Below are 23020 nucleotides of genomic sequence, written 5' to 3' on the forward strand. Positions count from 1 at the left end.
CGTCCTCATCGCGCAAACCTCGGCCGTACACGGGGCGCGCCGCCTCCCGGACATCGGATGTGCGCGGGCGCACGCGGTCCGGCCGGGCTCAGCGCGCGTCGCCGAGGACGGCCTGGACGAGGGCGAGCGCCGCGACCGCCGCCGTGTCGGCCCGCAGGATGCGCGGCCCGAGGGAGAGCACGACGGAGTTCGGCCGTTCCCGGATCAGGGCGCGCTCCTCGGGGGCGAACCCGCCCTCGGGGCCGATCAGGACCGCGAGCGGCGGGGGCGCCGCCGGGTCGGCGGCCCCGCGCAACGCCGCCACCGGGTCGGCGACGGGTGCGTCCTCGTCGCAGACGACGAGGAGACGCCCCGGCTCGAGATCCGCGAGGGCGGCGGGCAGGCGGGCCGCCTCCGGCAGGTCGGGGATCGCCAGGATGCCGCATTGCTCGGCCGCCTCGATCGCGTTGGCGCGCAGGCGCTCGGGCTTCAGCCGCTCGCCCTGCGTGTAGCGGGTGAAGACGGGTCGGATCGTGCCCGCCCCCATCTCCACGGCCTTCTGCGCCAGATAGTCGAGGCGGGCGCTCTTCAGGGGCGCGAAGAGATAGTGCAGGTCGGCGCGGGGCGGCTGCGGGCGCGTGCGCTCGGCGAGCACGAGGTCGGCGCTCTTGCGCCCGGTCGGATCGAGATGGGCGCGCCACTCGCCGTCCCGCCCGTTGAAGAGCAGGACCGGATCCTCGGGCTTCCGGCGCAGGACGTTGAGGAGGTAGTTCGCCTGCGCCCGGTCGAGGGGCAGGCGCGCGCCGGGGGTGAGATCCGCCTCGACGAAGAGGCGCGGCGCGGTGAACTCGTAGGCGGCCATGCGGGTCTCGTCGCGTGCGGCGGCGGGCCTGTCAACGCGGGCGCGGCCCTGCGCCGGAACCGCCCCACCGATACGTTGCAAAAACGTTACGCCCGCGGGTTTTTGGGATTTCGCCCACCGGGGAAGGGAGCGGCCGGTTTGCGGCTCGAATGACGCCACATTCCTATGCAGAACCGGGCGCAAGACAATTCGGAAAGACAATTCGGCAAGACGGAACGGTACGACTATTCGGCAAGGCAACCCGGGCCGGCGCCGCGCGGCATCGAAGGCGGCGCCCGTCCCGGGCGGCAGGCTTCCGGCCCGCGGGCGGCCTCGGGCCCTGCACATGGCGCGGTCGCCGAGAGTGGCGAGAGAGGAATCGAGGCAATGCTCACGAAAAACATCGCGACGGTAGCCGGCGCGCTCGCCGGGATCCTGCTGATCGGCAGCCCGGCCTTCGCGCAGACGGCCGAGTGCGGCGACATCCAGAAGACCCTGCAGGCGCGGAAGGACCTCGTCGCCAAGGCCAACGCGGCCTCGAACACCAAGAAGAAGATGACGCCGCAGGAGGCCTGCGCCCTGTTCGGCAAGCTGCAGGCCAACGGGGCCGAGGGCGTGAAGTGGATCGCCGCCAACAAGGAATGGTGCTCGATCCCGGAATCCTTCGCGGAAGGCTTCAAGGCCGACCACGTCAAGGTGACGGGCATCCGCACCAAGATCTGCTCGGTCGCCGCCCAGGCCTCCAAGATGGAAGCCCAGGCCCGCGCCCAGGCCCAGAACGGCGGCGGCGGCGGTCTCCTCGGCGGCCCGGGCCTGACCGGCTCCTTCAAGATGCCGCAGGGCGCGCTCTAGGACGCGCGTCCCGACCCGGGCCCGGCGGTCTGTGCCCTGCGGGCCGCGACGCCGCGCGCCGGCTCCGCGTCGCCGCTCCCGGCGATGATCCGATGCCTCCGGTCCCGCCGATGATCCCGACGCGCTCCCCCCGACCCACCCGCCGGCGTCCCGCGTGAGCGGCGGGACGGCGGAGGACCGGCGCGTCGCGGACGCGGTCTCGGGGCACTGGGTCGACCGCCTCGCGCCCCGGCGGCTTCGTCCCTTCCTGCGTCTCGCCCGGGTCGACCGGCCGATCGGCTGGTGGCTGCTGCTCCTGCCCTGCTGGTGGTCGGCGGCCCTCGCGGCGACGCGGGCGGGCGCCCCCTACCCCGATCCCCGGCACCTGTTGCTGTTCCTCATCGGCGCCGTCGCGATGCGGGGGGCGGGCTCGACCTACAACGACATCGCCGACCGCGACCTCGACGCGCAGGTGGAGCGCACCCGCTCGCGGCCCCTGCCCTCGGGGCAGGTCAGCACCAGGGCCGCCGCCGCCTTCCTGGTGGGGCAGGCCCTCGTCGGGCTCGCGGTGCTGCTGCAGTTCAACGGGGTGGCGATCCTGGTCGGCATCGCCTCGCTCCTGCCCGTGGCGATCTACCCGTTCATGAAGCGGGTGATGTCGATGCCGCAGCTCGTGCTCGGCCTCGCCTTCGCCTGGGGCGCGCTGATGGGCTGGGTCGCGGTGTTCGGCGCGCTCGCCGCGCCCGCCTTCTGGCTCTACGCCGGCGCCATCGCCTGGGTCGTCGGCTACGACACGATCTACGCCGTGCAGGATATCGAGGACGACGAGATCGCGGGGATCCGCTCCTCGGCCCGGCTGTTCGGCCCCCGCCTGCGCCTCGCGGTGGGGCTCTGCTACGGGCTCGCGGTCCTGTGCGTCGCGCTGGCCGCCCTCGGGGCCGGCGTCGGGCCGGTCGGGTTCGTCGGCATCGCGCTGTTCGCCGCCCATCTCGGGCGGCAGGTCCTGCGGCTCAAGGAGCGCGACGGCCAGGGTGCCCTCACGCTGTTCCGCTCGAACCGGAATGCCGGCCTGATCCTGTTCCTCGGGCTTGCCGCCGACACGGTCGGCCAGGGCTGGCCCGGCTGAGCCGCCTCACGAGCGGGCGATGATCTCGTTCTCGCCCCGGTGGATCTGCGGGCGGACCGGCAGGCGGCCGGTCTTGCGGCGCACGAGGAAGCGCGGGCGGCGGTCGCCGAGCAGGCCGGTCCGGCGACGCTGGCGGGTGGTCCCGAGGGCGACGCGGCCGAGCTGCTGCGACACCAGGCTCAGGATGCCGTCCTCCCGCACGATCATGCGCGGCAGGCCGGTCTTGGCCGCGAGGTCGCGCCAGATCGCCACCACGTCCTCCTCCGCGAAGGGACCGAGGCGGGAGAGCACCTCGCCCTCGGCATCGACGAGGAGGAGGTCGAAGCGGTCCTCGCCACAGCTCTCGGTCGCCTCGTTGGCGAACGCGAGGGCGATGCCGGCGGCCTTGGTGGCGTGGGCCTGGGCGCCGATCACGGGGAGCGGCGAGGGGGTGATGGCGAAGTGGCTCAAAGCGACCTCCGCAGGACCGTGCGCGTTCATGCTCTGATAAGTGTTCATCTGCCTGACGCCCTGTTGCAAGTGGCGGCCTCTGCCGGGCCGTCCGTTATGCCAAGCAAAATCGCGTCTAACCCCCTCAATCCACCTTAAGAGTGAGCGTTAAGCGAAAGTGGACGTCGGGTTTGTGGCCAGAATGCTCAACACTTCCTTGCCGTGATTGCGACAACACGGCCGTATCCGACTCTGCGGACTAATCCTTGTGACGAATCAGACCGGAGCCTAAGCTCGGTGAAGGGCGGGCGGCCGATCCCGGGCTCGACCGCGCCCGGATCCTCCGTCCCGACGCGCCCGCAACGATTTCGCCGAAGCCCGCTTGTCCCCCCGTCCCCAGGGCGGTCCCTGACCCTCGAAGACCGGAACTCCATGCCCGACACCATGTCCCCCGAGGCCGCGCAGGCTCTCATGCCTGTCCTGCGCGAGACGATCCGCGAAGCGGCCTCCCTCGCCCTCCCGTATTTCCGGGTGGGGGCGCAGACGCGGGCACGAACCTGGTCGAAGGCGGGCGGCTCGCCGGTGACGGAGGCCGACGTCACGGTCGACGCCTTCCTGAAGGTGCGCCTCAGCCAGATCGTGCCGGCCGCCGCCTGGCTCTCGGAGGAAACCCGCGACGACCCGATCCGGCTCGGCCACGACCTGGTCTGGATCGTCGATCCGATCGACGGCACGCGCGCGTTCCTGTCGGGGCATCCCGACTGGTCGATCGCGGTGGCGCTGCTGTCGGGCGGGGATCCGCTGATCGGCTTCGTGCACGCGCCCGCGGGCGAGCGCTTCTACGAGGCGGTGGCGGGGTCCGGCGCCACCTGCAACGGGGAGCCGATCGCCGTCTCGGCCCGCGGCGCCCTCACGGAGGCGCGGGTGACGGGCCCGAAACCGATGTTCGATCGGCTGACGCGGGGGGTCGCGCGCGCGGGCGCCGACCCGGCCTTCGTGCAGATCGAGCGGGTGCCCTCGCTGGCCCTGCGCGTCGCCCGGGTGGCCGAGGGCTCGATCGATGTCGGCCTCGTCTCGAAGGATGCGCGGGATTGGGATCTGGCGGCCGCCGACCTGATCCTGCGCGAGGCGGGGGGCACGGTCTGCGATCTGTCGGGGCGCCCGACGTCCTACAACCGACCGGAGCCGGTGCATGGCGAACTGCTCGCGCTGCCGAACACGCTGCGCGACGTGGCGGTCGCCGCGATGGCCTGAGGCGCTGAAAGTGTTCCGGGCCCCCGAGACAGGGACCCGTGCCCTCGTCCCCGGGCCCGGGGCCCGGAGATCACGCGAGTCCGGCCCTCCGGCGCCGCGTCGCGCGGTGCGGAGGGCCTGCCTCGCCGGTCAGGCGCGTCCCGCCTCGCGCAAGGCCACCGCGTGGGGCTTCAGGCCGAGCCGGTCGGCGAGGTGCCAGCGCAGTTCGCGAGGGGAATGATAATGATAGGATTGATCGATGAGGTGGCTGAGATCGACGGTCGGCTTGCCGGACGTCGAGGCCTGCTTCAGGCGATCCACCCTGAAGGTCGCCGCGTCGGTGACGGGCGAGCGCGCGCTGCGGCGCGGGGTGTACTCGAACAACATATTTTTTCTTCTTGTCTTCTCTAGGGTCGGATATTCGCCTGAGCGGCGAAGCCCGATGTCGTTTCTGGTTCTTGTGATGGCGTTGGCCGACCGGCGCGGGTGTTCCTGAAGAACGATGAGCGCCGGACGGTGTGAGCCGTTCGGGGGACGGCCGCTGATGACGCCAGCCTGGACGAGGCTGGCGTCGGAGGCCTCAGGCCGCCTGCAGGTTGCCTGCCGCGTCCTTGCCGCTGCGCTTGTCGGTCAGGATCTCGTAGGAGATCTTCTGGCCCTCGATGAGATTGCGCATCCCGGCGCGCTCGACTGCGGAGATGTGAACGAACACATCCTTACCGCCGTCGTCGGGCTGGATGAAGCCGTAACCCTTGGTCTCGTTGAACCACTTAACAGTGCCGGTATTCACGAATAGAACCTCGTATCGTCCAATTGGCCAACAGCTCCCGTCTGCTCGACGCGAGCACCATGGCTTCTTCCGTTATGTGACGGATCGGCGGGGCGTGAGACGTCGGGCCATCGAGCGCCCGTCTCAGCTTTCGCCCCCCGAGCCTCTATGTAGGCAATTCGTGCGGCGGCAACAAGGCGGCCCCTCGAAACTCGTGGTCGTGCCCCCGTCCGGACCCGACCGCTGCGCTGGGGGAACGCATTGGCATGCTCTGTGATTTTCCCGGTCTCAGGTGCATATAAGAATTCGGTTTGAGGCATTTAGGCGATCCATGGCGGGTATCTCGGTTTCCCTCGAAGGCGCGAACATCCAGCTCTCGTTTCAGAAAGACGATCAGGCGACCGCCGTCGTGATGGATGCCCGGGCCGCCCGCGCCCTCGTGCGCGCCGTGGGGCAACTCCTCACTGCCATCGACGAACCCGACGACGGCGAATTGCCGGAGGACCTCAGCGACGAGGAGATCGCCATGCTGGACGTCACCTCCTCGGCAATCGAGGTCGGGACCGACGAGCAGGGTCAGGCCGTCGTCGCCCTCCAGGCCGGCGCGCTGCCGCCCTTCCAGCTACGCCTGACGGACGAAGAGGCCCGTCACGTGGCGACGAGCCTCTCCGAGATCCTCAATGCCCCGCGCGACGTGCGTGCCTCGCACGGGGGCCACTGACGCGGTCCGCTACATCCGCACGCCCGGATCCGTCGGGGTGCCGGGCAGGTAGTCCGGCTCGGAGCCGGGGCCGGCGGGCTCGTCGATGCCGGGGTCGTTCACCGGATAGGGCGTGCGCGGACCGGTCGGTCCGGTATCCGGCAGCTCATCGGGTTGGGGCGGAGGCGGGAGATCGCCCGGGATGCCGCCGCCGGGCGTGGGTTCGGGGGTCGGAAGGCCAGGGTTGGCCATGCGAAGCCTCCTTCTCGGATGTGGGGGTATTGCGGACAAACAATCGCCCGCCGGTCCTGGTTCCGTGCGGCATCGGGCCGACCCGATCCGCCGGAACCTCGGGGATCGCCCCCTGTTGCGCCTGCAGATTCACCGATCTGGAGGAACGGCCATGACCGACATCACGCAGGCGAAGATCCTGATTCTCGCGACCGACGGCTTCGAGGAGAGCGAGCTGACGGTGCCCCAGGCCAAGCTCACGCAGGCGGGCGCCACCGTGCACGTCGTCGCGCCGAAATCGCGCGAGGCCGCGGAATCGATCCGCGGCTGGGACAAGACGGATTGGGGCAGGAACGTCGCGGTCGACAAAGATCTCGAGAGCGTCGATGCGGGCGATTACGACGCCCTCGTGCTGCCGGGCGGCCAGATCAATCCCGACAAGCTGCGCCTCGAGCCGAAGGCACTCGCGCTGATCAGGAGCTTCCTAACCTCGGGCAAGGTGGTGGCCGCGATCTGCCACGCGCCCTGGCTCCTCGTCGAGGTCGGCGCTGCCAAGGGCCGCAACCTGACCTCCTTCGCGTCGATCAAGACCGACGTGATCAACGCGGGCGGGACCTGGCACGACGAGGCCGTCGTGACCGACCAGGGCATCATCACGAGCCGCAATCCCGGCGACCTCGACGCCTTCTCGGCCAAGATCATCGAGGAGATCCGGGAAGGCCGGCACGAGCCGCGCCAGCTCGCCGCCTGAACGCGTCGCGCGCGCATCACTCGGCCATGGCCGTCCGTCCTGCCCAGGGCGGACGGCCTTTTCGTGGACGGCCCCGATCGATGGAGCGCGCCTCAGCGCTTGGCGACGGCCTTCTGCGCCTTCGGCTTGTCGGCCGTGGTGCTGGCGATCAGGGCCGAGAGGTGGCTCTGGTCGAGGCCGCGGGTGACGACCTCGGCTCGAGGCGCCTCCGGGGCCTCGACCCGCCGCGGCTCGATCGAGCCCGTGGTGACGGGGTCGGGCAGCGCGGCGATGGCGGGAGCCGGCTGGCCGGGGGCGCGCTGGACGCGCATGGCCCAATGGGCCGCGGTGGAGAGGGCGGCAATCGCCAGGATCGCCTTGATGCCACCCGAGAGGAGGCGCCGCATGGTGGTCAAACCCGAGAGAACGCGAGGAGCACGCGACCGGTTTCCCAGCCTTCGCAATCTTCCCGCAGGATCGTGAATGAAGTCGCCACCGGCCCGGGACGGGCGGGTCCCGGAATGAGGCAGAGGACGGCCGGGCGCCCTCGCGTTCGCGGCGGATCGGGAATCGAGGTGGGCCATGCGCCGAGACCCGCGGTTCCTGTTCCCCGCGATCGCGACACGCCTGCAGCTACTCGGCCCACTAAGCCTCACAGGAGGAGCGCAGAGAACTGGTCCGCACCGTCCCGTCACTGCCGGCCCCGCCACCACGCAGGCCCGAGAGGGCTCGCGAAACCATCGGGCGCATCGGTGGCCGGGGAGAGCCGATGTAGGGGTCCGCGGGCAAGCCGGCAACCGATCCCTGCGGATTCGCCCCGTCTGTGACGATCCGCCTGCACGCGCGGCCGGACCCGGATAAGCAGAGAGCCCGGCGCGGGCCGGGCTCTTCCGATTTCATGGGAGACGGCGCTCAGGCCGCCCGTGGCCTCAGCGGAGCGAGCCGCAGAAGCGCTGGATCCGGTTGCAGGCTTCCTCGAGGGTCTTGGTCGAGGTCGCGTAGGAGATGCGCAGGTTCGGTCCGAGGCCGAAGGCCGAACCGTGGACGGCGGCGACGCCCTCCGCCTGAAGCAGCTCCGTGACGAAATCCTCGTCCGTCTCGATGGTCTTGCCGGACGGCGCCTTGCGCCCGATCGTCTCGGCGCAGGACGGGTAGACGTAGAAGGCCCCCTCCGGCGTCGGGCATCGCAGGCCCTTGGTCTGGTTCAGCATCGAGACCACGAGGTCGCGCCGCTCCTGGAACGCCGCCTTGAAGCGGGCGAGGTGCTCCTGCGTGCCGTCGAGGGCGGCCACCGCCGCCCATTGCGAGATCGAGGCGGCGCCCGAGGTCTGCTGGCCCTGGACGAAATCCATAGCCTTGATCAGTTGCTCCGGACCGGCCGCGTAGCCGATGCGCCAGCCGGTCATCGCGTAGGCCTTCGAGACGCCGTTCATGGTCAGCGTGCGATCGTAGAGGCCGGGCTCCACCTGGGCCGGGGTCACGAACTCGAAATCGCCGTAAGTCAGGTGCTCGTACATGTCGTCGGTGAGCACCCAGACGTGGGGATGGCGCATCAGCACGTCGGTGATGCGCTTCATCTCGTCCCGCGTGTAGGCGGCCCCGGACGGATTCGACGGCGAGTTGAGGATGATCCACTTGGTCTTCGGCGTGATGACCCGCTCGAGCTCCTCCGGCTGGAGCTTGAAGTCGTGCGCCATGTCGGTCTCGGCGAAGACCGGCATCGCGCCGCACAGGATCACCATCTCCGGGTAGGAGACCCAGTAGGGACGCGGGATCACGACCTCGTCGCCGGGGTTCAGGGTGGCGAGCAGGGCGTTGTAGATGACGTGCTTGCCGCCCGTGCCGACGATGGTCTGCGAGACCTTGTAGTCGAGGCCGTTCTCGCGCTTGAACTTCTTGACGATCGCCTCGCGCAGCGGGGTGATGCCGGAGACCGGCGGGTACTTGGTCTCGCCGCGCCGGATCGCTTCGATCGCCGCGTCCTTGATGTGGTCCGGCGTGTCGAAATCGGGCTCGCCGACCGACAGGCTGATCACGTCCATCCCCTGCGCTTTCAGCTCGCGCGCCTTCTGCGTCATCGCGATGGTCGCGGACGGCTTCACGCGGGAGAGGGCGTCGGCGAGAAAGCCCATGGGGTGGTACTCCGATCGAATTTGGTGAGATGTGCCTTGTTCGAGGCGGCGCGGACCCTAGTCGCGGCAGGCCACACGGGCAAGGTGCGGGCCACCGGGAATCGGCGCTTTGTCATGCGTGGCGGTTGCTCGGGACGGGCCGCCCGTGCGCCCGGCGCAGGTTGCACGCCGCGCATGCCGGGGGCGCCCCCGTCGCCTCGCACGGCCCGTGCCCGATCCCCATCTCGGGCCCATGCGACCGCTCTCCGTCCTCGACCTGTCCTTCGTGAATGCCGGCGCGACCTCCGCGCAGGCCCTGCAGGATTCCCTCGCCCTCGCCCGCCACGTCGATGGGCTCGGCTTCGCCCGTTACTGGCTCGCCGAGCATCACGCGCTGCCCTCGGTGGCGAGCCCCGCGCCCGAGATCATGATCGGGCAGATCGCGGCGGCGACCAGCAGGATCCGGGTCGGCTCGGGCGGGATCATGCTGCCGAACCACGCGCCCCTGATGGTGGCCGAGCGCTTCAAGGTGCTGGAGGCCCTGTTCCCGGGCCGGATCGATCTCGGCCTCGGCCGCGCGCCGGGCACGGACGGGATCACCGCGCAGGCCCTGCGGCGGCGCGAGGCGCCCCGGGGCGGCGACGACTTCCTCGAGCGCCTGCAGGAGCTGATGCTGTGGGAGACGGGGGGCTTTCCCGAAGGCCACCCGTTCCGCAGCATCTCGGTGATGCCCGCCGGTGTGCCGCTGCCGCCGCTCTTCCTCCTCGGCTCGTCCGATTACAGCGCGCATCTGAGCGCCGAGATCGGAATGGGCTTCGCCTTCGCGCAGCACTTCGCCGCCTTCGACGCGGTGGAGGCGATGCTCGCCTACCGGCGCCTATTCCGGCCCTCGGGCTGGCGGGAACGCCCGCACGCGATCCTGGCGATCGCGGCGGTCTGCGCCCCGACCGACGCGGAGGCGGAACGCCTCGCCCTCAGCACGCAGCTCGCCACCCTGCGGCGCGAGCGGGGCGAGTACGCGCCGCTCCCGAGCCTCGCCGAGGCGGAGGCCTATCCCTATTCGGAGGCCGAGCGGGCCCGCGTCCAGCGCGGACGCGCCCGCCTCCATGTCGGCGGTCCGGAAACCCTGCGCGCCACCCTCGGTGCCCTGGCGCAGGCGACGCAGGCCGACGAGATCATGATCTTCTCCGCGATCCATGATCAGGCGGCCCGGCGCAGGTCCTACGCGCTGATCGCCAAAGCCTGCGGCCTTGATGGAGCGCGGGACCCGGCCTGACCCCGGCGGACCGGCCCTGTCCGGATCAGCAGCCGGACCCGGCACCGGGCTCGAAGCCTCACCATTTCGGCAGAGGGGCGCATCCGATCAGCCCGTCTGCACACACGTTAATGCGACGGCGCGGCAGGGGGCGCTAGCTCGGTCGGTAACGCGAATGGGAGATGCCATGCCCCGTTACTTCATCGACGCCGCCGTCGGAGTCCGGGATCAGCGGGATCTGGAGGGCGTGATCGTCCTCGACGACCTCAGCGCGCATGAACTGGCGGTCGCCACCCTGCACGATCTCGCGCGCATCGCCACCGCCGAGGGGCGGGAGGAGCCCCTGAGCGCGACGGTGCGCACCGGGGACGGCAGGATTCTCTGCACGGTCTCCATGACCATCCAGACGCACTGGTGCCGGGATCTCGGCCTCGCGATCGACCGCACGCTCACCCCGGCCACCTGAGCCCGGCCGAGACCGCCCTCGATGCGACGAGGGCCTGCCGCCCGAACGGTGAGCGGCAGGCCCCTTGTTCAGGGTTTGCCTCGGAAGGGCCGGCGCCTCAGGCGCCGCCGAACAGCCGGCGCAGGCCAGCGAGGAAGCCCCCAAGCTGCGGGGTCGGCTGCGGGGTCGGCTGCGGGGTCGGCTGCGCGGCGAGATCGGCCGTCGGGGCCGATGCGTTGGGGGCCTGCACGAGACCGAGCGCCGCCGTGTCGGTGGTCTCGCGGTCGATCAGGATGAGACCGCCCGTGTCCCGGTTCCGGGCATAAGGATCGACCGCGACGGCGCGGTCGAGGCTCAGCACCACGTCGCCGATGTCGTTCGCCACGAGGCGCTCGGCCGGGCCGGCTTGACCGGTCTCGGGATCGATCCGGGTCCGGATCGCCGTCACGATCGCGTTCACCGTCACGGTGCCGACCTTGGCCAGAAGCGTGGCGCCGGGGGTCAGCTCCGTCTCGGCCGCCCAGAACAGGCGGGCCTCGAGGGTGTCGGTGACCCGGATCGGCGCCTCCGCCGCCGCGATGACGGAACCGCGCGACGCGTCGACCTCGTCGGAGAGCACCAGCGTCACCGACTGGCCCTCGATCGCCTGCGCGAGGTCCCCGTCCGCCGTGTAGATCCGCGCGATGGAGGAGCTGCGGCCGGAGGGCGCGATCGTGACGGGATCGCCCGGACGGACCCGGCCGCTGGCGATCAGGCCGGCGAAGCCGCGGAACTCCGAGTTCGGCCGGTTGACCCACTGCACCGGCATGCGGAACGGAGCGGCCTGCGCCTCGACATGGACCGGCACCTCCTCGAGATATCGCAGCAGCGGCGTGCCGGTGTACCAGGCCGCGGCGGTGCCCGGCAGCACGACGTTGTCACCGTTCTTGGCCGAGAGCGGGATGGCGTGCACGTCCGAGAAGCCGAACCCGGCCGTGAAGGCGTGGAAGCCCTTGAGGATCGCGTCGTACTTGTCCTGAGACCAGCCGACGAGGTCCATCTTGTTGACCGCGAGCGCGACGCGCTTGATGCCGAGCATCGAGACGAGGAGGGCGTGCCGCCGCGTCTGCCGGGTCAGGCCCTGACGGGCATCGACCAGGATCACCGCCACGTCGGCGGTGGATGCGCCGGTCGCCATGTTGCGGGTGTACTGCTCGTGGCCGGGGGTGTCGGCGACGATGAAGGAGCGCTTGTCGGTCGAGAAGAACCGGTAGGCGACGTCGATGGTGATGCCCTGCTCGCGCTCGGCCTGGAGGCCGTCGACGAGGAGCGCGAGGTCGACCTCGGCGCCCTGCGTGCCGTGCTTGCGGGAATCCCGCTGCAGCGCCGTGATCTGGTCGTCGAAGATCTGCTTGGTGTCGTGAAGGAGGCGCCCGATCAGGGTCGACTTGCCGTCGTCGACGGAGCCGCAGGCGATGAAGCGCAGCACTTCCTTGCTCTGGTGCGCGGCGAGGAAAGCCTCGTAGCCGAACGCCTCGGGTGACTGATGGATCGTCATCAGAAGTAGCCCTCCTGCTTCTTGCGCTCCATGGCGCCGGCGCCGTCCTTGTCGATCGCACGCCCCTGCCGCTCGGAGGTGCGGGCCGCGAGCGTCTCGCCGATGATCTCGGGCAGGGTCTCGGCGGGGCTCTCGACGGCCCCGGTGAGCGGGTAGTCGCCGAGAGTCCGGAAGCGGACCCTCAGGTTGCGCGGGGTCTCGCCGGGCTCGAGCGGCAGGCGCGCGTCATCGACCATGATGAGCTGGCCGTCGCGCTCGACGACGGGTCGCTCCTTGGCGAAGTACAGCGGCACGATCGGGATCTGCTCCTGCGCGATGTAGAGCCAGATATCGAGCTCGGTCCAATTCGAGAGCGGGAACACGCGCAGGGATTCCCCCCGCTTCTTGCGCATGTTGTAGAGGTGCCAGGGCTCCGCGCGCTGGCGCTTCGGGTCCCAGCGGTGCTGGGCGGTCCGGAGCGACACGATGCGCTCCTTGGCGCGCGAGGCCTCCTCGTCGCGGCGGGCGCCGCCGAAGGCCGCGTCGAACTTGTGCTTGTCGAGCGCCTGACGCAGGGCCTGCGTCTTCATCACGTCGGTGTGGACCTCCGAGCCGTGGCTGATCGGGCCGACGCCCCTGGCCAGTCCCTCCTGGTTCGTGTGCACGATCAGGTCCGCGCCGATCTCGGCCGCGCGCCTGTCCCGGAACGCGATCATCTCGTGGAACTTCCAGGTCGTGTCGATGTGCATCAGGGGGAACGGCAGGCGCCCGGGCGCGAAGGCCTTCAGCGCCAGATGCAGCAGGACCGAGGAGTCCTTGCCGATCGAGTAGAGCATCACCGGGTTCTCGGTCTCGGCAACCGTCTCCCGCAGGATATGGATGCTCTCGGCCTCGAGGCGCTGCAGGTGGGTCAGACGATCGGCGCCGCTCAAGGCTGCGCTGGTCGCGGGGGAGGCGCTCATCGGGCCAGCTCCGGGGTCTTGTGTTGCGTGGTCTCGAAGGCGGCCGCTTCCTGGCCGGGCTGCACCGCGGCCTCGGGCACATGCACGTGCAGGCCGCATTCCTTCTTGGATTCCTGCTCCCACCACCAGCGTCCGGCCCGCTCGGGCTCGCCGACGCGGACGGCGCGGGTGCAGGGGGCGCAGCCGATCGACGGGAAGCCGCGATCGTGCAGCACGTTGTAGGGGATGAAATTGTCCCGAACGAAGGCATCGACATCCGCCCGGGTCCAGTCGGCGAGCGGGTTGACCTTGATCAAGCCGCGCGCCTCGTCGGCCTCGGCCAGGGGGGTCTCGGCGCGGTCAGCGGATTGTCCCGCCCGCAGGCCCGTGAACCAGACGGACGCGCCGTCCAGCGCGCGCCCCAGGGGCTCCACCTTGCGGAAGCCGCAGCATGCCTGGCGTGCGGCGACGGAATGGCGGAAGCCGTTGATGCCCTCCTCCCGCACGAATCGCTCCTCGGCCTCGCGCTCCGGCGCGTAGGCCTGGATGCGGATGCCGTAGGCCGCCTCGGTCTCCGCCCAGACGTCGTAGGTCTCGGGGAAGAGGCGGCCGGTGTCGAGGGTGACGATCTCGGTGCGGGACTTGGCCAGGGCGAGGGCGTGCGTCAGCGCCTGATCCTCGATGCCGAGGCTCGTGGTGAAGACGAGGCGGCCGGAGAACTCGGCCTCGACCAGGGCGATGCGCTGCTTGAGATTCAAGCCCGCCATCGCGGCGGCGAGCGCCTGCGCGGCCTTTGCACGTTCGAGGGTCATGGATCGCTGATGGATACCTGCTTGTCCGAACCCTGAAATGTTCGCTATAACGAACGGTGTCAAGGCAGGCGCCACCCGGCCGGAGCATTCCGGCATTGCATCAAAGGGTGGATGGGCAGCGCGTCGGGCGGTGGGCCGGTTGCGTGAGGAAGGAAAATCCTTCTCATGCGGCGTGGGCTCTCGGCCCGCTTCGCCGTCCCGCGCCCCGAACGAAACGAGGTCCGGCTTGGATTCGATCGATCTCAAGATCCTCGCGCTGCTGCAGCAGGACGCGACCCTGTCCATCGCCGCCATCGGCGAGAAGGTGGGTCTGTCGCAGACGCCCTGCTGGAAGCGCATCCAGCGCCTCGAGGCCGACGGCGTCATCGACCGGCGCGTGGCGGTGCTCGACCCGGTGAAGCTCGGGCTGGGGCTCACGGTGTTCGTCTCGATCGAGACCGCCGACCATTCTCGCGAGTGGCTGGAGCGCTTCGCCGCGACCGTCGCGGCGATGCCCGAGGTGCTGGAATTCTACCGCATGGCGGGGGACGTCGACTACATGCTCCGCGTCGTCGTGGCCGACATGCGGGCCTATGACACATTCTACAAACAGCTGATCGCGACGTTGCCGCTGAAGAACGTCACCTCGCGCTTCGCGATGGAGAAGGTGAAATCCACGACCGCGCTTCCTCTCCCGGCGCCGCCGACGAATGGCCGCCACATGCCGGCGCTCTCCGTGGTTGGAGAATAAATTTCTCTTTCGCACCGCAACAACAGGCAGCTCCTTCTCCCCAGACGGCGTTCTGTAAAACGGACATTCCCGTTGACAGGAGACCTCTCCGAGACGACATGGTCCCTTGATGTCACGACAAGCACTCCTCCCCCGCACCGCCCCGTTCGGAGACACCGAGCGCGCGAGCCTCGACGCCGTCCTGGGCACGGCGACGCCGATCCAGCGCGCCTGGCTCGCGGGCTTCCTCGCGGGACTCGACGCCGCGGGCGGCCAGCCGGCCGCCGCGCCGGCGCAGGCGCCGAAGGCCTCGGAGCCGCTGACCATCCTCTACGCGAGCGAATCGGGGAACTCGGAGAAGCTTGCGGGCGACGTCGCCAAGCTCGCGCGCAAGAGCGGCTTCAAGCCCAAGGTCGTCGACTTCGCCGATCTCGACCTCGCGACGCTCGGCAAGGACAAGCGCCTCGTCGTCATCGCGGCGACCTGGGGCGAGGGCGAGCCGCCGGCCCGTGCCGTGCGCACCTACGACGCGCTGATGGGCGACGGGGCCCCGCGCCTTGAGGGCGTCGAGTTCGGCGTGCTCGCGCTCGGCGACACCAGCTACGCGGAGTTCTGCGCCATCGGGAAGGCGCTCGACGCGCGGCTCGAGGCTCTGGGCGGCAAGCGCGCCTACGACCGCGCCGATCTCGACCTCGATTTCGACAAGCCGGCGGCCGAGTGGATCAAGGGCGCCCTCAAGGCCCTCGCCCCGCCGGTCTCCGCGTCCGACAACGTCGTGGCGGTGGATTTCGCCCGCGGCCTCGCGGCCGACGACGACGAGGCCGAGCCGAGCCGCGACCCGGTCGTGGTCGAGGTCGTCGATCACGTGAACTTGAACTCATCGCGCTCCGACAAGGAGACCATCCACCTCGCGCTGGCCTTCGAGGACGGTGCGCCGGCCTACCAGCCCGGCGATTCCCTCGAGATCTACCCGGAGAACGATCCGCAGCTCGTCGAGGAGATCCTGAGGGCCGCCGGGCTCACGGGCGACGAGGGCCTGCGGAGCGCGCTCCTGTCGGAGCGCGACATCACCACCCTCTCGGCCACCACCGTCGAGCGCTTCGCCAAGGCGACGGGCCACGCGGAGGCCCAGCGCCTGATCGAGAGCGGCGAGGTCCGGGCCTGGATCGAGGGCCGCCATCTCATCGACCTGATCGAGACCTACCCGGCCGCGCTCTCGGCCGAGCACCTCAGCACCATCACCCGGCCGCTCCCGCCCCGCGCCTACTCGATCGCGTCCTCACGCCGGGATGTCGGCGACGAGGTGCACCTCGTCATCGCGGCGGTGCGCTACGAGACCCATGGCCGCGCCCGCGCGGGCGTCGCCTCGACGCATGTGGCCGACCGCATCCGCAACGGCGCCAAGCTGCGGGTGAAGCTGAAGCCGAACCGGCACTTCCGCCTGCCGCAGGATCCCGCCACCGACATCATCATGGTGGGGCCCGGCACGGGGGTGGCGCCCTTCCGCGCCTTCGTGCAGGAGCGCCGCGCGGTCGAGGCGCCGGGCCGCTCCTGGCTGTTCTTCGGCGACCGGCACTTCACGCACGACTTCCTGTACCAGCTCGAGTGGCAGGAAGCCCTGGAGGACCGCTCGCTGACGCAGATCGACGTGGCCTTCTCGCGCGACCAGCCCGAGAAGATCTACGTGCAGGATCGTCTCTACGAGCGCCGCAGGGACCTCGTGGCATGGCTCGACGGCGGCGCGCATCTCTATGTCTGCGGCGACGCCAAGAACATGGCCAAGGATGTCCGCGGGGCGGTGGTGCGCGCCTATCAGGACGTGAAGGGCCTGTCGCAGGCCGATGCCGAGGCCGCCGTCGCCGCCCTCGAGCGGGCCCATCGCTATCAGCAGGACGTTTACTGAGGGAAACGGAGGGCTCCGGCTCGTCCCGACAAAACACCCCGCCCCGGGAGGCCCGGACGATCGAGGGATCGCCCTGAACCTCGACGGAGCGCCGGAGGCCGCCATCGGCGCCAGGGCTCCGGGGTGGGTCGAGGCGGGTCAAGCGGTCCCCTTTCCTCCGACCCCATCGCAGCGCAGGCTGACACCATCCGGGTGCGACGGACCGCAGGGTCCGGTTGCCCCAAAGAAGACCGGATCACCGCCATGGACGACCGCAAGCCGACCCCCGAGCGCGTCTACGAGACGCCGCCGACCGCGCGCCCCATCGACGAGGCGGAGGCCGCCCGCGCCGCCGGGCTCGCGCATAACGAGCACCTGAAGATCGCCAGCGGCTACCTGCGCGGAACGCTGGCCGACGGGCTCCTCAAACACGCCACCGGCGCCATCTCGGACGATGACGGGCAACTCGTGAAGTTCCACGGGATGTACCTGCAGGACGACCGCGACCTGCGCCCGGAGCGCACCAAGAAGAAGCTCGACAAGGCCTACAGCTTCATGATCCGCCTGCGCATCGCCGGCGGCGTCGTGACGCCCAAGCAGTGGCTCGTCCTCGACGACATCGCCACCACCTACGCCAACGGCACCCTGCGGGCGACCACGCGCCAGACCTTCCAGTACCACGGCGTCATCAAGTCGAACCTGCGCCGGACCATGGCGGCGATCGACGGGGCACTCCTCGACACGATCGCGGCCTGCGGCGACGTGAACCGCAACGTCATGGCGGCCACGAACCCGGCTCAGACCGGCGCCCACAAGGCGGCCTACGACCTCGCCAAGTCGATCTCCGACACCCTGCTGCCGAAGACCGGCGCGTGGCGCGAGATCTGGCTCGACGGCGAGCGCGTGGTCGGCGGCGAGGAGGAGAGCTTCGTCGAGCCGGTCTACGGCAAGACCTACCTGCCGCGGAAGTTCAAGATCGTGATCGCGGTACCGCCCTCGAACGAGGTCGATATCTTCGCCCACGACCTCGGCTTCATCGCGATCCTCGACAAGAAGAACCGCGTGACGGGCTGGAACGTCACGGTCGGCGGCGGCATGGGCATGACCCACGGCGAGACCGACACCTTCCCGCGCACCGCCGACCTGATGCTGTTCTGCGAGCCCGACGACGCCGTGAAGGTGGCCGAGGCCGTGATGACGGTCCAGCGCGACTGGGGCAACCGCAAGAGCCGGAAGAACGCGCGCCTGAAATACACGATCGAGCGCTACGGCCTGCAGGCCTTCCGGGCCGAGGTGGAGAAGCGCGTCGGCAAGAGCTTCGCCGACCCGAAACCCTTCAAGTTCACGGGCAACGGCGACCGCTACGGCTGGGTCGCGGGCGAGGACGGCCGCCAGCACCTGACGCTCTACGTGCCGTCGGGCCGCATCAAGGACGTCGAGGGCGGACCGCAATTCCTCTCGGGGCTGCGCCGCATCGCCGAGGTGCACGAGGGCGATTTCCGGCTCACCGGCAACCAGAACGTCATCATCGCCAACGTGCCGGAGGCGAAGCGCGCGGAGATCGATGCCCTGGTGGCCGAGTACGGCCTGACCAAGGGCGCGGGCGCGCTGCGGCGCAACGCCATGGCCTGCGTGGCGCTGCCGACCTGCGGCCTCGCCCTGGCGGAGAGCGAACGCTACCTCCCCGACCTCCTGACCGAGCTCGAGGAGAGCCTCGCCGGCCACGGCCTGCAGGAGGACGAGATCACGATCCGGATGACGGGCTGCCCCAATGGCTGCGCCCGTCCCTACATCGCCGAGATCGGCCTCGTCGGGCGCGGCCCCGAACGCTACCACCTCTATCTCGGCGCCGCCTTCGACGGCTCGCGCCTCGGCAAGCTCTACGCCGAGGACGTGACGGCCGCCGAGATCAGGCCGATCCTCGACCCGCTCTTTGCCGCCTATGCCACGGGCAGGACCAAGGGCGAGCGCTTCGGCGACTTCCTGATCCGCGCCGGCTACGTCGCCCGGACCATCAACGGTCCGGACTTCCACGAGGCGACCGGCGCGCTCAAGAGCGCCGCTTGAGCACGGGCACCGCGGCGGCCGCACGGGCCGCCGCCTCCGATCCACCCCGTCCCGCCCCAGGGTGACGCCGAGCGGCCGCGCCCGGGCCCTTCCGCAACGCGGTGGCGGGACGGTGACCGGAAAACTGGACAACCCGGTCGCGCCCCACCCCCGAAAACTGCTGTCTTGCAGTGCAAAACCCGCCCCGGTCGGCGCCTCTACGGCCAAGCTTGGCCGAAATCTGAGCGAAAAGCTTGAGCAACGGTGAACCGTTCTTGGGGTGCGCCGTTATAAGCTCAGGTTCATTCGGAGGCGCACATGGCCAAGCACGAGATTCTCGGCTTCTTCGAGCATCGCCGGGACGGCGCCTGGATTTGCGTGAAGCCGTTCACGCTCACCACCAAGAGCGCCAGCGTCGACATCCGCCAGGGCATGCGCTTCGATTACGGCAAGCGTGTCGGCGGCGTCGATCTCGCCGAATATCTGGAGCAGCTCGGCTCGCAATTCGGCTCCTGAGCCGAGACAGCGCCCTGTGTGAGAACCCTCTCCGTCCCGTTCGGGACCGGGAGGGTTTTCTCGTTGGAGGCGGCACGCCGTCCGGCAGCCCCCAGTGCCGCCGCCGGCGCGGATCGGGGCATCCACCTCCCGCACCATCACGATCCGGCCCCACCTCCCGGCGATAGATCCGCACGGTGGCGGGGCGCGTCGAGCGCGCTGGCCGTGATGCCGGTGCGGTCGTCGAAGATGCGCAGGCTCCGGCAATTCGCGTCGTTCCGGACCGGGCCGTGACGATCGCTTCACGGCGAACGCCAAATCGCGGCTTCCGCCGGTCGAGCCCATGTCAGCGGCGAGGAAGCCCGGTCTCTCAGGCGCCGCCCCATTGCATGGTCAGGCCACCGTCGACGACCCAGGTCTGACCCGTGACGTAATCGGCATCGTCCGAGGCGAGGAAGAGCGCGACCTTGGCGATTTCCTCGGGCTGGCCGGCCCGGTGCCAGGGGATCTTCTGGAGGGAGGCCTCGATCTTCTCGGGATCCTCGAAGCGCTCCTGCGTCATCGGCGTCTGGATCAGGCCCGGGGCGATGTTGTTCACGTTGATCTTGTCCTCGGCCAATTCCCGCGCGAGGCTGCGGGTCAGGGAGCCGACGCCGGCCTTCGACATGCCGTAAGGAGCGCTCTCCGGGGTCGGCAGGTGCTGAGCCACGGACGAGATCGTGACGATGCGCCCGCGCCCGCCCTGGGCCCGCCGGAGCTTGATGAAGGCGCGGCAGCAGAAGAGCGGACCCATCAGGTTCACCCGCAGGATCTGCTCCAGCTTGGCGTCGTCCATGTCGGCGACCGCCATGCCGCTCATCGCCTGGCCGGCATTGTTGACGAGGATGTCGAGGGTGCCGAAGGCGCTGGCCGCGCGGTCGAAGGTCTCCGCGACCGAGGCCGGGTCGCCGACATCGGTCCGGGTCACGAGGGTCCTGCGGCCCGCGGCCTCGACCCGGCGCGCCGTCTCCGCCGCCCCGGCCTCGTCGGTGTGGTAGGTGATGGCGACATCCGCGCCCTCGCGGGCGTAGAGCTCGGCGGTCGCTCGGCCAATGCCGGAATCCGCGCCCGTGATCAGGGCCTTCTTGCCTTGCAGCTTCATCGCGTCTCGTGTCCGCAGGGGGAATGGGGATCGGGCACGCCGGCCCGTTGCGCAGCCAATCCCGCCCCCGGCCACGTTGTTCCGTGGATCGCGCTTTCGCGCGACCCGAGACGGACAATCCGATGACCCTGCGCGTTGTACAGGTCTCGAGATCGTTTTGACGCCGGGTGCGCCCCAGCTTAGGTTCCGGCCATGAACCACGACGCCGATCAGGCCCTCGTACTCGTCGAGGAAAGCTCTCCCACCACGCGCTGCCGGATTCTGGAAACGGCGGAGCGGTTCTTCCGGGAGATCGGCTATCAGAAGACCACCGTGGCCGACATCGCCAAGACGCTGCGGATGAGCCCGGCGAACGTCTATCGGTTCTTCGACTCCAAGAAGTCGATCAACGAGGCGGTGGTCGAGCGCGTCACGCGCGAGGTCGAGGCGCTGATCGCCGCCATCGCGGCCCAGCCCGGCCTGTCGGCTTCGGAGCGGATCGCCGAGATCGTCCGGACCCTTCACCGCGACTGCCTCAAGCGCTGCCAGGACAACCCGCGCATCCACGAGATGGTGGAGGCGGCGATGTCCGAGAGCTGGGACGTCTGCCGCCACCACGTCGACCGGATCAGCGGCGTGCTGGTGCGGGTGGTGACGGAGGGGGCGCGGACCGGCGAGTTCGTGGCCGAGGATCCGGCGATGGCGGGGCAGTGCGTGCACGTGGCGATCGTGCGCTACTGCCATCCGGTCCTGGTGAGCCAATACCCGAACGCCCCGGCACCGCCCCTGGAGGCGATGATCGGGTTTCTGCTGCGGGCGCTCGGCACCCGCGCGCCGGGCGCGGCGAGCCCGGCGTGATCCTCCGATGCGAGGTGCGCGGGCCGCCGTCCCCGGCCCCGCCGCCGGGCTTACTCCGAGGCGGGGTTGGCCGGCTGGGGCGGCGCGCCCTCGCTCGGCTGAGGGCCGTCATACCCCTCGATCACGATGAGGTCGGTCTCCGCCCCACCTTTCTGCTTGGCGCGGGCGGCCTGGTAGGCGTCCGAGTGCCAACAGGCCAGGGCGTCCGCGTAGGTCGGGAACTCGATCACGACGTTGCGCGCCCGCGCGGTCCCGGAGACCGCCTCGAACGCGCCGCCCCGAACGAGGAATCGCCCGCCGAACGCCCGGAAGGCCTCGCCATTCGCCGCGGCGTATACCGTGTAGGCCTCCGTGTCGCGCACATCGACCCGAACGATCCAGTAGCCTCGCGCCATCTCGTTTCCCTCCTGATCACGCCATGTCGGCGACGATTCGCTGCGCCGCGTCGCGCGGGTCGGCCGCGCCCGTGATCGGGCGGCCGACGACGACGTGGTCGATGCCCGCCGCGCGGGCCTCGCCCGGCGTCATCACGCGCTTCTGGTCGCCGACCTCGGCGCCCGCGGGCCGGATCCCCGGCGTGACGATGAGCCGGTCCGGCCCGATGATGTCGCGGACGGAGGCGGCCTCGGCGGCGCTGCAGACGATGCCGTCGAGGCCGGCCTGCGCCGCCTGCGCCGCCCGCTGCGCCACGAGGTCCGGCACCGGCAGGGCGTAGCCCGCCTCGCGCGCATCCGCCTCGTCGTAGGAGGTCAGCACCGTGACGGCGAGGATCTTCGGCCCGGCCTCGCCCCGGCCCCGCACGGCGGCCCGCATGGTCTGCGGATAGGCGTGCACGGTCAGGAAGGTGGCGCCGAGATCGGTCAGCGCGCGCACGCCCTCCTCGACCGTGTTGCCGATGTCGTGGAGCTTCAGGTCGAGGAAGACCTTGAGGCCGCGGGCGGCGAGCTTCGGCACCAGCGCGAGGCCGCCCGCATAGGCCAGCCGGTAGCCGATCTTGTAGAAGGTCGCGGCGTCGCCGATGCGCTCGACCAGCGCCTCGGCCTCGCGCGGGTCGCCGAGGTCGAGGGCGACGATGAGGCGGTCGCGTGGGTCAATCATGCGCAGGCTCCGGGACAGGCGGGGACCGCTTCCCGCGCGGGCGCGCCGGTGTCAATGCGGGGACCGGGACGCCCGGCCCGGCCATGACCCGCGCCACCTCGTGCTTCAGGACCGGAAGCAGCTCGGCCTCGAACCAGGGATGGCGCTTGAGCCAGCCGTTGTTGCGCCAGGACGGATGGGGCAGCGGCAGGACGCGGGGACGCCGGGGCTCGCCCAGGATTTCGCGCCAGCGCTGGACCGTGCCGGTGAGGCCGTCGGCGAGACGGCCGAGGTGCCAGGCCTGCGCGTATTGCCCGATCACCAGGATCAATTCGAGGTTCGGCAACCCCGCGAACAGCTCGGCGCGCCAGGTCTCCGCGCATTCCCGCCGCGGCGGCCGGTCGCCGCCCTTCGCATCGAGGCCCGGGAAGCAGGCCCCCATCGGCACGATGGCGACGCGGGCCGCGTCGTAGAACGCGGCCTCGTCGAGGCCGAGCCAATCCCGCAGGCGCATGCCGGACGGGTCCATGAAGGGCGTGCCGCTGCGGTGCGCCCGCGTCCCCGGGGCCTGGCTCGCGATGCAGAGGCGCGCGGTGCGGCTCCCCTGCACGATCGGGCGCGGCTCCTGCGGCAGGGGCGCGCCGTAGCGCGGCGCATCCCGGCACAGGCGGCAGGCCCGCAGGCGGGCGGCGGTGGCGTCGAAGGGTGTTCCGAGGGCGGGCATGCCCGCCTGAGATGGGGCGCGGGGCCTCGCAGGCCCACGGCGCGTTTCGCCGCCCCCGCCGGAAAAGAAGAACGGCGCGGTGTGTGCCGCGCCGTCGTCGAGTCGGGTCGAAACCGTTGGGATGAGGCCACCCTGCGCCGCGCGGCGGCGCGGGTCTGTG

General features: G+C 70.5%; 26 protein-coding genes. 12 read left to right on the forward strand and 14 right to left on the reverse strand.

All coding sequences use genetic code 11. The annotated features are described in order from the left end of the window. Positions 1-88 precede the first annotated feature (88 nt). The gene (locus F6X51_RS04805) at positions 89-841 is read right to left on the reverse strand and encodes a 16S rRNA (uracil(1498)-N(3))-methyltransferase (protein ID WP_150962083.1); all 753 of its coding nucleotides are present in this window, start codon (positions 839-841) and stop codon (positions 89-91) included. Between the two features lie 366 nt (positions 842-1207). On the opposite strand from F6X51_RS04805, the gene F6X51_RS04810 reads away from it, so the two are divergent. After that, complete coding sequence (locus F6X51_RS04810) at positions 1208-1672, forward strand: hypothetical protein (RefSeq protein WP_150962084.1); 465 nt, start codon at positions 1208-1210, stop codon at positions 1670-1672. Between the two features lie 154 nt (positions 1673-1826). Next, complete coding sequence (gene ubiA / locus F6X51_RS04815; protein WP_150962085.1) at positions 1827-2777, forward strand: 4-hydroxybenzoate octaprenyltransferase; 951 nt, start codon at positions 1827-1829, stop codon at positions 2775-2777. 6 nt (positions 2778-2783) lie between these two features. On the opposite strand, the gene F6X51_RS04820 is transcribed toward ubiA, so the two are convergent. Further along, complete coding sequence (locus tag F6X51_RS04820) at positions 2784-3257, reverse strand: DUF6101 family protein (RefSeq protein ID WP_150962230.1); 474 nt, start codon at positions 3255-3257, stop codon at positions 2784-2786. Between the two features lie 381 nt (positions 3258-3638). Here F6X51_RS04820 and F6X51_RS04825 point away from each other — a divergent pair, with 381 nt between their 5' ends. Further along, a complete protein-coding gene (locus F6X51_RS04825; RefSeq protein WP_150962086.1) occupies positions 3639-4460 on the forward strand; it encodes an inositol monophosphatase family protein in 822 nt (273 codons plus the stop codon). Positions 4461-4589: 129 nt separating this feature from the next. Here F6X51_RS04825 and F6X51_RS04830 read toward each other — a convergent pair whose 3' ends face one another. Then, the gene (locus F6X51_RS04830) at positions 4590-4826 is read right to left on the reverse strand and encodes an AsnC family transcriptional regulator (RefSeq protein ID WP_150962087.1); all 237 of its coding nucleotides are present in this window, start codon (positions 4824-4826) and stop codon (positions 4590-4592) included. 193 nt (positions 4827-5019) lie between these two features. Then, positions 5020-5229, reverse strand: coding sequence for a cold-shock protein (locus F6X51_RS04835; protein WP_150962088.1), 210 nt, complete (start codon positions 5227-5229; stop codon positions 5020-5022). A gap of 310 nt (positions 5230-5539) precedes the next feature. On the opposite strand from F6X51_RS04835, the gene F6X51_RS04840 reads away from it, so the two are divergent. Then, on the forward strand, positions 5540-5929 hold the full coding sequence (locus tag F6X51_RS04840; protein ID WP_150962089.1) for a hypothetical protein: 390 nt from the start codon (positions 5540-5542) through the stop codon (positions 5927-5929). 9 nt (positions 5930-5938) lie between these two features. Here the strand turns inward: F6X51_RS04840 and F6X51_RS04845 are convergent, their stop codons facing one another. After that, the gene (locus tag F6X51_RS04845; RefSeq protein ID WP_150962090.1) at positions 5939-6160 is read right to left on the reverse strand and encodes a hypothetical protein; all 222 of its coding nucleotides are present in this window, start codon (positions 6158-6160) and stop codon (positions 5939-5941) included. Positions 6161-6311: 151 nt separating this feature from the next. Between F6X51_RS04845 and F6X51_RS04850 the strand changes: the two genes are divergently transcribed. Beyond that, positions 6312-6890 carry a type 1 glutamine amidotransferase domain-containing protein gene (locus F6X51_RS04850; protein ID WP_150962091.1) on the forward strand — a complete coding sequence of 193 codons (579 nt, stop codon included), beginning with the start codon at positions 6312-6314 and terminating at the stop codon, positions 6888-6890. Positions 6891-6982: 92 nt separating this feature from the next. Here F6X51_RS04850 and F6X51_RS04855 read toward each other — a convergent pair whose 3' ends face one another. Both F6X51_RS04855 and F6X51_RS04860 read right to left on the reverse strand, forming a co-directional pair. Next, positions 6983-7276: a hypothetical protein gene (locus F6X51_RS04855; RefSeq protein ID WP_150962092.1), complete on the reverse strand. Its 294-nt coding sequence runs from the start codon at positions 7274-7276 to the stop codon at positions 6983-6985. A gap of 522 nt (positions 7277-7798) precedes the next feature. Further along, positions 7799-9001: a pyridoxal phosphate-dependent aminotransferase gene (locus F6X51_RS04860; RefSeq protein WP_150962093.1), complete on the reverse strand. Its 1203-nt coding sequence runs from the start codon at positions 8999-9001 to the stop codon at positions 7799-7801. 232 nt (positions 9002-9233) lie between these two features. Here F6X51_RS04860 and F6X51_RS04865 point away from each other — a divergent pair, with 232 nt between their 5' ends. Together F6X51_RS04865 and F6X51_RS04870 are read left to right on the forward strand one after the other, a co-directional pair. Then, positions 9234-10256, forward strand: a complete 1023-nt coding sequence (locus F6X51_RS04865; RefSeq protein ID WP_150962094.1) for an LLM class flavin-dependent oxidoreductase — start codon at positions 9234-9236, stop codon at positions 10254-10256. Positions 10257-10422: 166 nt separating this feature from the next. Beyond that, positions 10423-10701, forward strand: coding sequence for a DUF6894 family protein (locus F6X51_RS04870; RefSeq protein WP_150962095.1), 279 nt, complete (start codon positions 10423-10425; stop codon positions 10699-10701). 97 nt (positions 10702-10798) lie between these two features. On the opposite strand, the gene cysN is transcribed toward F6X51_RS04870, so the two are convergent. From cysN to F6X51_RS04885, 3 genes are read right to left on the reverse strand one after another with little or no spacing between them, the layout of a single operon-like run. Beyond that, complete coding sequence (gene cysN, locus F6X51_RS04875) at positions 10799-12217, reverse strand: sulfate adenylyltransferase subunit CysN (protein WP_150962096.1); 1419 nt, start codon at positions 12215-12217, stop codon at positions 10799-10801. Beyond that, positions 12217-13158, reverse strand: coding sequence for a sulfate adenylyltransferase subunit CysD (cysD, locus tag F6X51_RS04880; protein ID WP_150962097.1), 942 nt, complete (start codon positions 13156-13158; stop codon positions 12217-12219). Before cysD ends, cysN begins: the two co-directional genes overlap by 1 nt. After that, positions 13155-13949 carry a phosphoadenylyl-sulfate reductase gene (locus tag F6X51_RS04885; protein ID WP_150962098.1) on the reverse strand — a complete coding sequence of 265 codons (795 nt, stop codon included), beginning with the start codon at positions 13947-13949 and terminating at the stop codon, positions 13155-13157. The genes cysD and F6X51_RS04885 overlap by 4 nt, the downstream gene beginning before the upstream one ends. A gap of 226 nt (positions 13950-14175) precedes the next feature. Here F6X51_RS04885 and F6X51_RS04890 point away from each other — a divergent pair, with 226 nt between their 5' ends. From F6X51_RS04890 to F6X51_RS04905, 4 genes are all read left to right on the forward strand, one after another. Then, positions 14176-14679, forward strand: coding sequence for an Lrp/AsnC family transcriptional regulator (locus tag F6X51_RS04890; RefSeq protein ID WP_150962099.1), 504 nt, complete (start codon positions 14176-14178; stop codon positions 14677-14679). 109 nt (positions 14680-14788) lie between these two features. After that, the gene (locus F6X51_RS04895; RefSeq protein ID WP_150962100.1) at positions 14789-16561 is read left to right on the forward strand and encodes a diflavin oxidoreductase; all 1773 of its coding nucleotides are present in this window, start codon (positions 14789-14791) and stop codon (positions 16559-16561) included. A gap of 243 nt (positions 16562-16804) precedes the next feature. Then, complete coding sequence (locus F6X51_RS04900; protein WP_150962101.1) at positions 16805-18607, forward strand: NADPH-dependent assimilatory sulfite reductase hemoprotein subunit; 1803 nt, start codon at positions 16805-16807, stop codon at positions 18605-18607. A 297-nt stretch (positions 18608-18904) separates the two neighbouring features. Then, the gene (locus tag F6X51_RS04905; protein ID WP_150962102.1) at positions 18905-19102 is read left to right on the forward strand and encodes a hypothetical protein; all 198 of its coding nucleotides are present in this window, start codon (positions 18905-18907) and stop codon (positions 19100-19102) included. Between the two features lie 349 nt (positions 19103-19451). On the opposite strand, the gene F6X51_RS04910 is transcribed toward F6X51_RS04905, so the two are convergent. Beyond that, positions 19452-20222 carry an SDR family NAD(P)-dependent oxidoreductase gene (locus tag F6X51_RS04910; protein ID WP_150962103.1) on the reverse strand — a complete coding sequence of 257 codons (771 nt, stop codon included), beginning with the start codon at positions 20220-20222 and terminating at the stop codon, positions 19452-19454. A gap of 192 nt (positions 20223-20414) precedes the next feature. Here F6X51_RS04910 and F6X51_RS04915 point away from each other — a divergent pair, with 192 nt between their 5' ends. Then, positions 20415-21059 carry a TetR/AcrR family transcriptional regulator gene (locus F6X51_RS04915; RefSeq protein ID WP_150962104.1) on the forward strand — a complete coding sequence of 215 codons (645 nt, stop codon included), beginning with the start codon at positions 20415-20417 and terminating at the stop codon, positions 21057-21059. Positions 21060-21109: 50 nt separating this feature from the next. Here F6X51_RS04915 and F6X51_RS04920 read toward each other — a convergent pair whose 3' ends face one another. From F6X51_RS04920 to F6X51_RS04930, 3 genes are read right to left on the reverse strand one after another with little or no spacing between them, the layout of a single operon-like run. After that, complete coding sequence (locus tag F6X51_RS04920; RefSeq protein WP_150962105.1) at positions 21110-21454, reverse strand: DUF1330 domain-containing protein; 345 nt, start codon at positions 21452-21454, stop codon at positions 21110-21112. A 16-nt stretch (positions 21455-21470) separates the two neighbouring features. Further along, positions 21471-22157 (reverse strand): orotidine-5'-phosphate decarboxylase, encoded by a 687-nt coding sequence (pyrF, locus tag F6X51_RS04925; protein WP_150962106.1) that lies wholly within the window; start codon positions 22155-22157, stop codon positions 21471-21473. Further along, positions 22150-22860: a uracil-DNA glycosylase family protein gene (locus tag F6X51_RS04930; RefSeq protein WP_150962107.1), complete on the reverse strand. Its 711-nt coding sequence runs from the start codon at positions 22858-22860 to the stop codon at positions 22150-22152. Before F6X51_RS04930 ends, pyrF begins: the two co-directional genes overlap by 8 nt. Positions 22861-23020: the final 160 nt, after the last annotated feature.

Source organism: Methylobacterium planeticum, assembly GCF_008806345.1.
In the GTDB taxonomy this organism is placed as follows: domain Bacteria; phylum Pseudomonadota; class Alphaproteobacteria; order Rhizobiales; family Beijerinckiaceae; genus Methylobacterium; species Methylobacterium planeticum.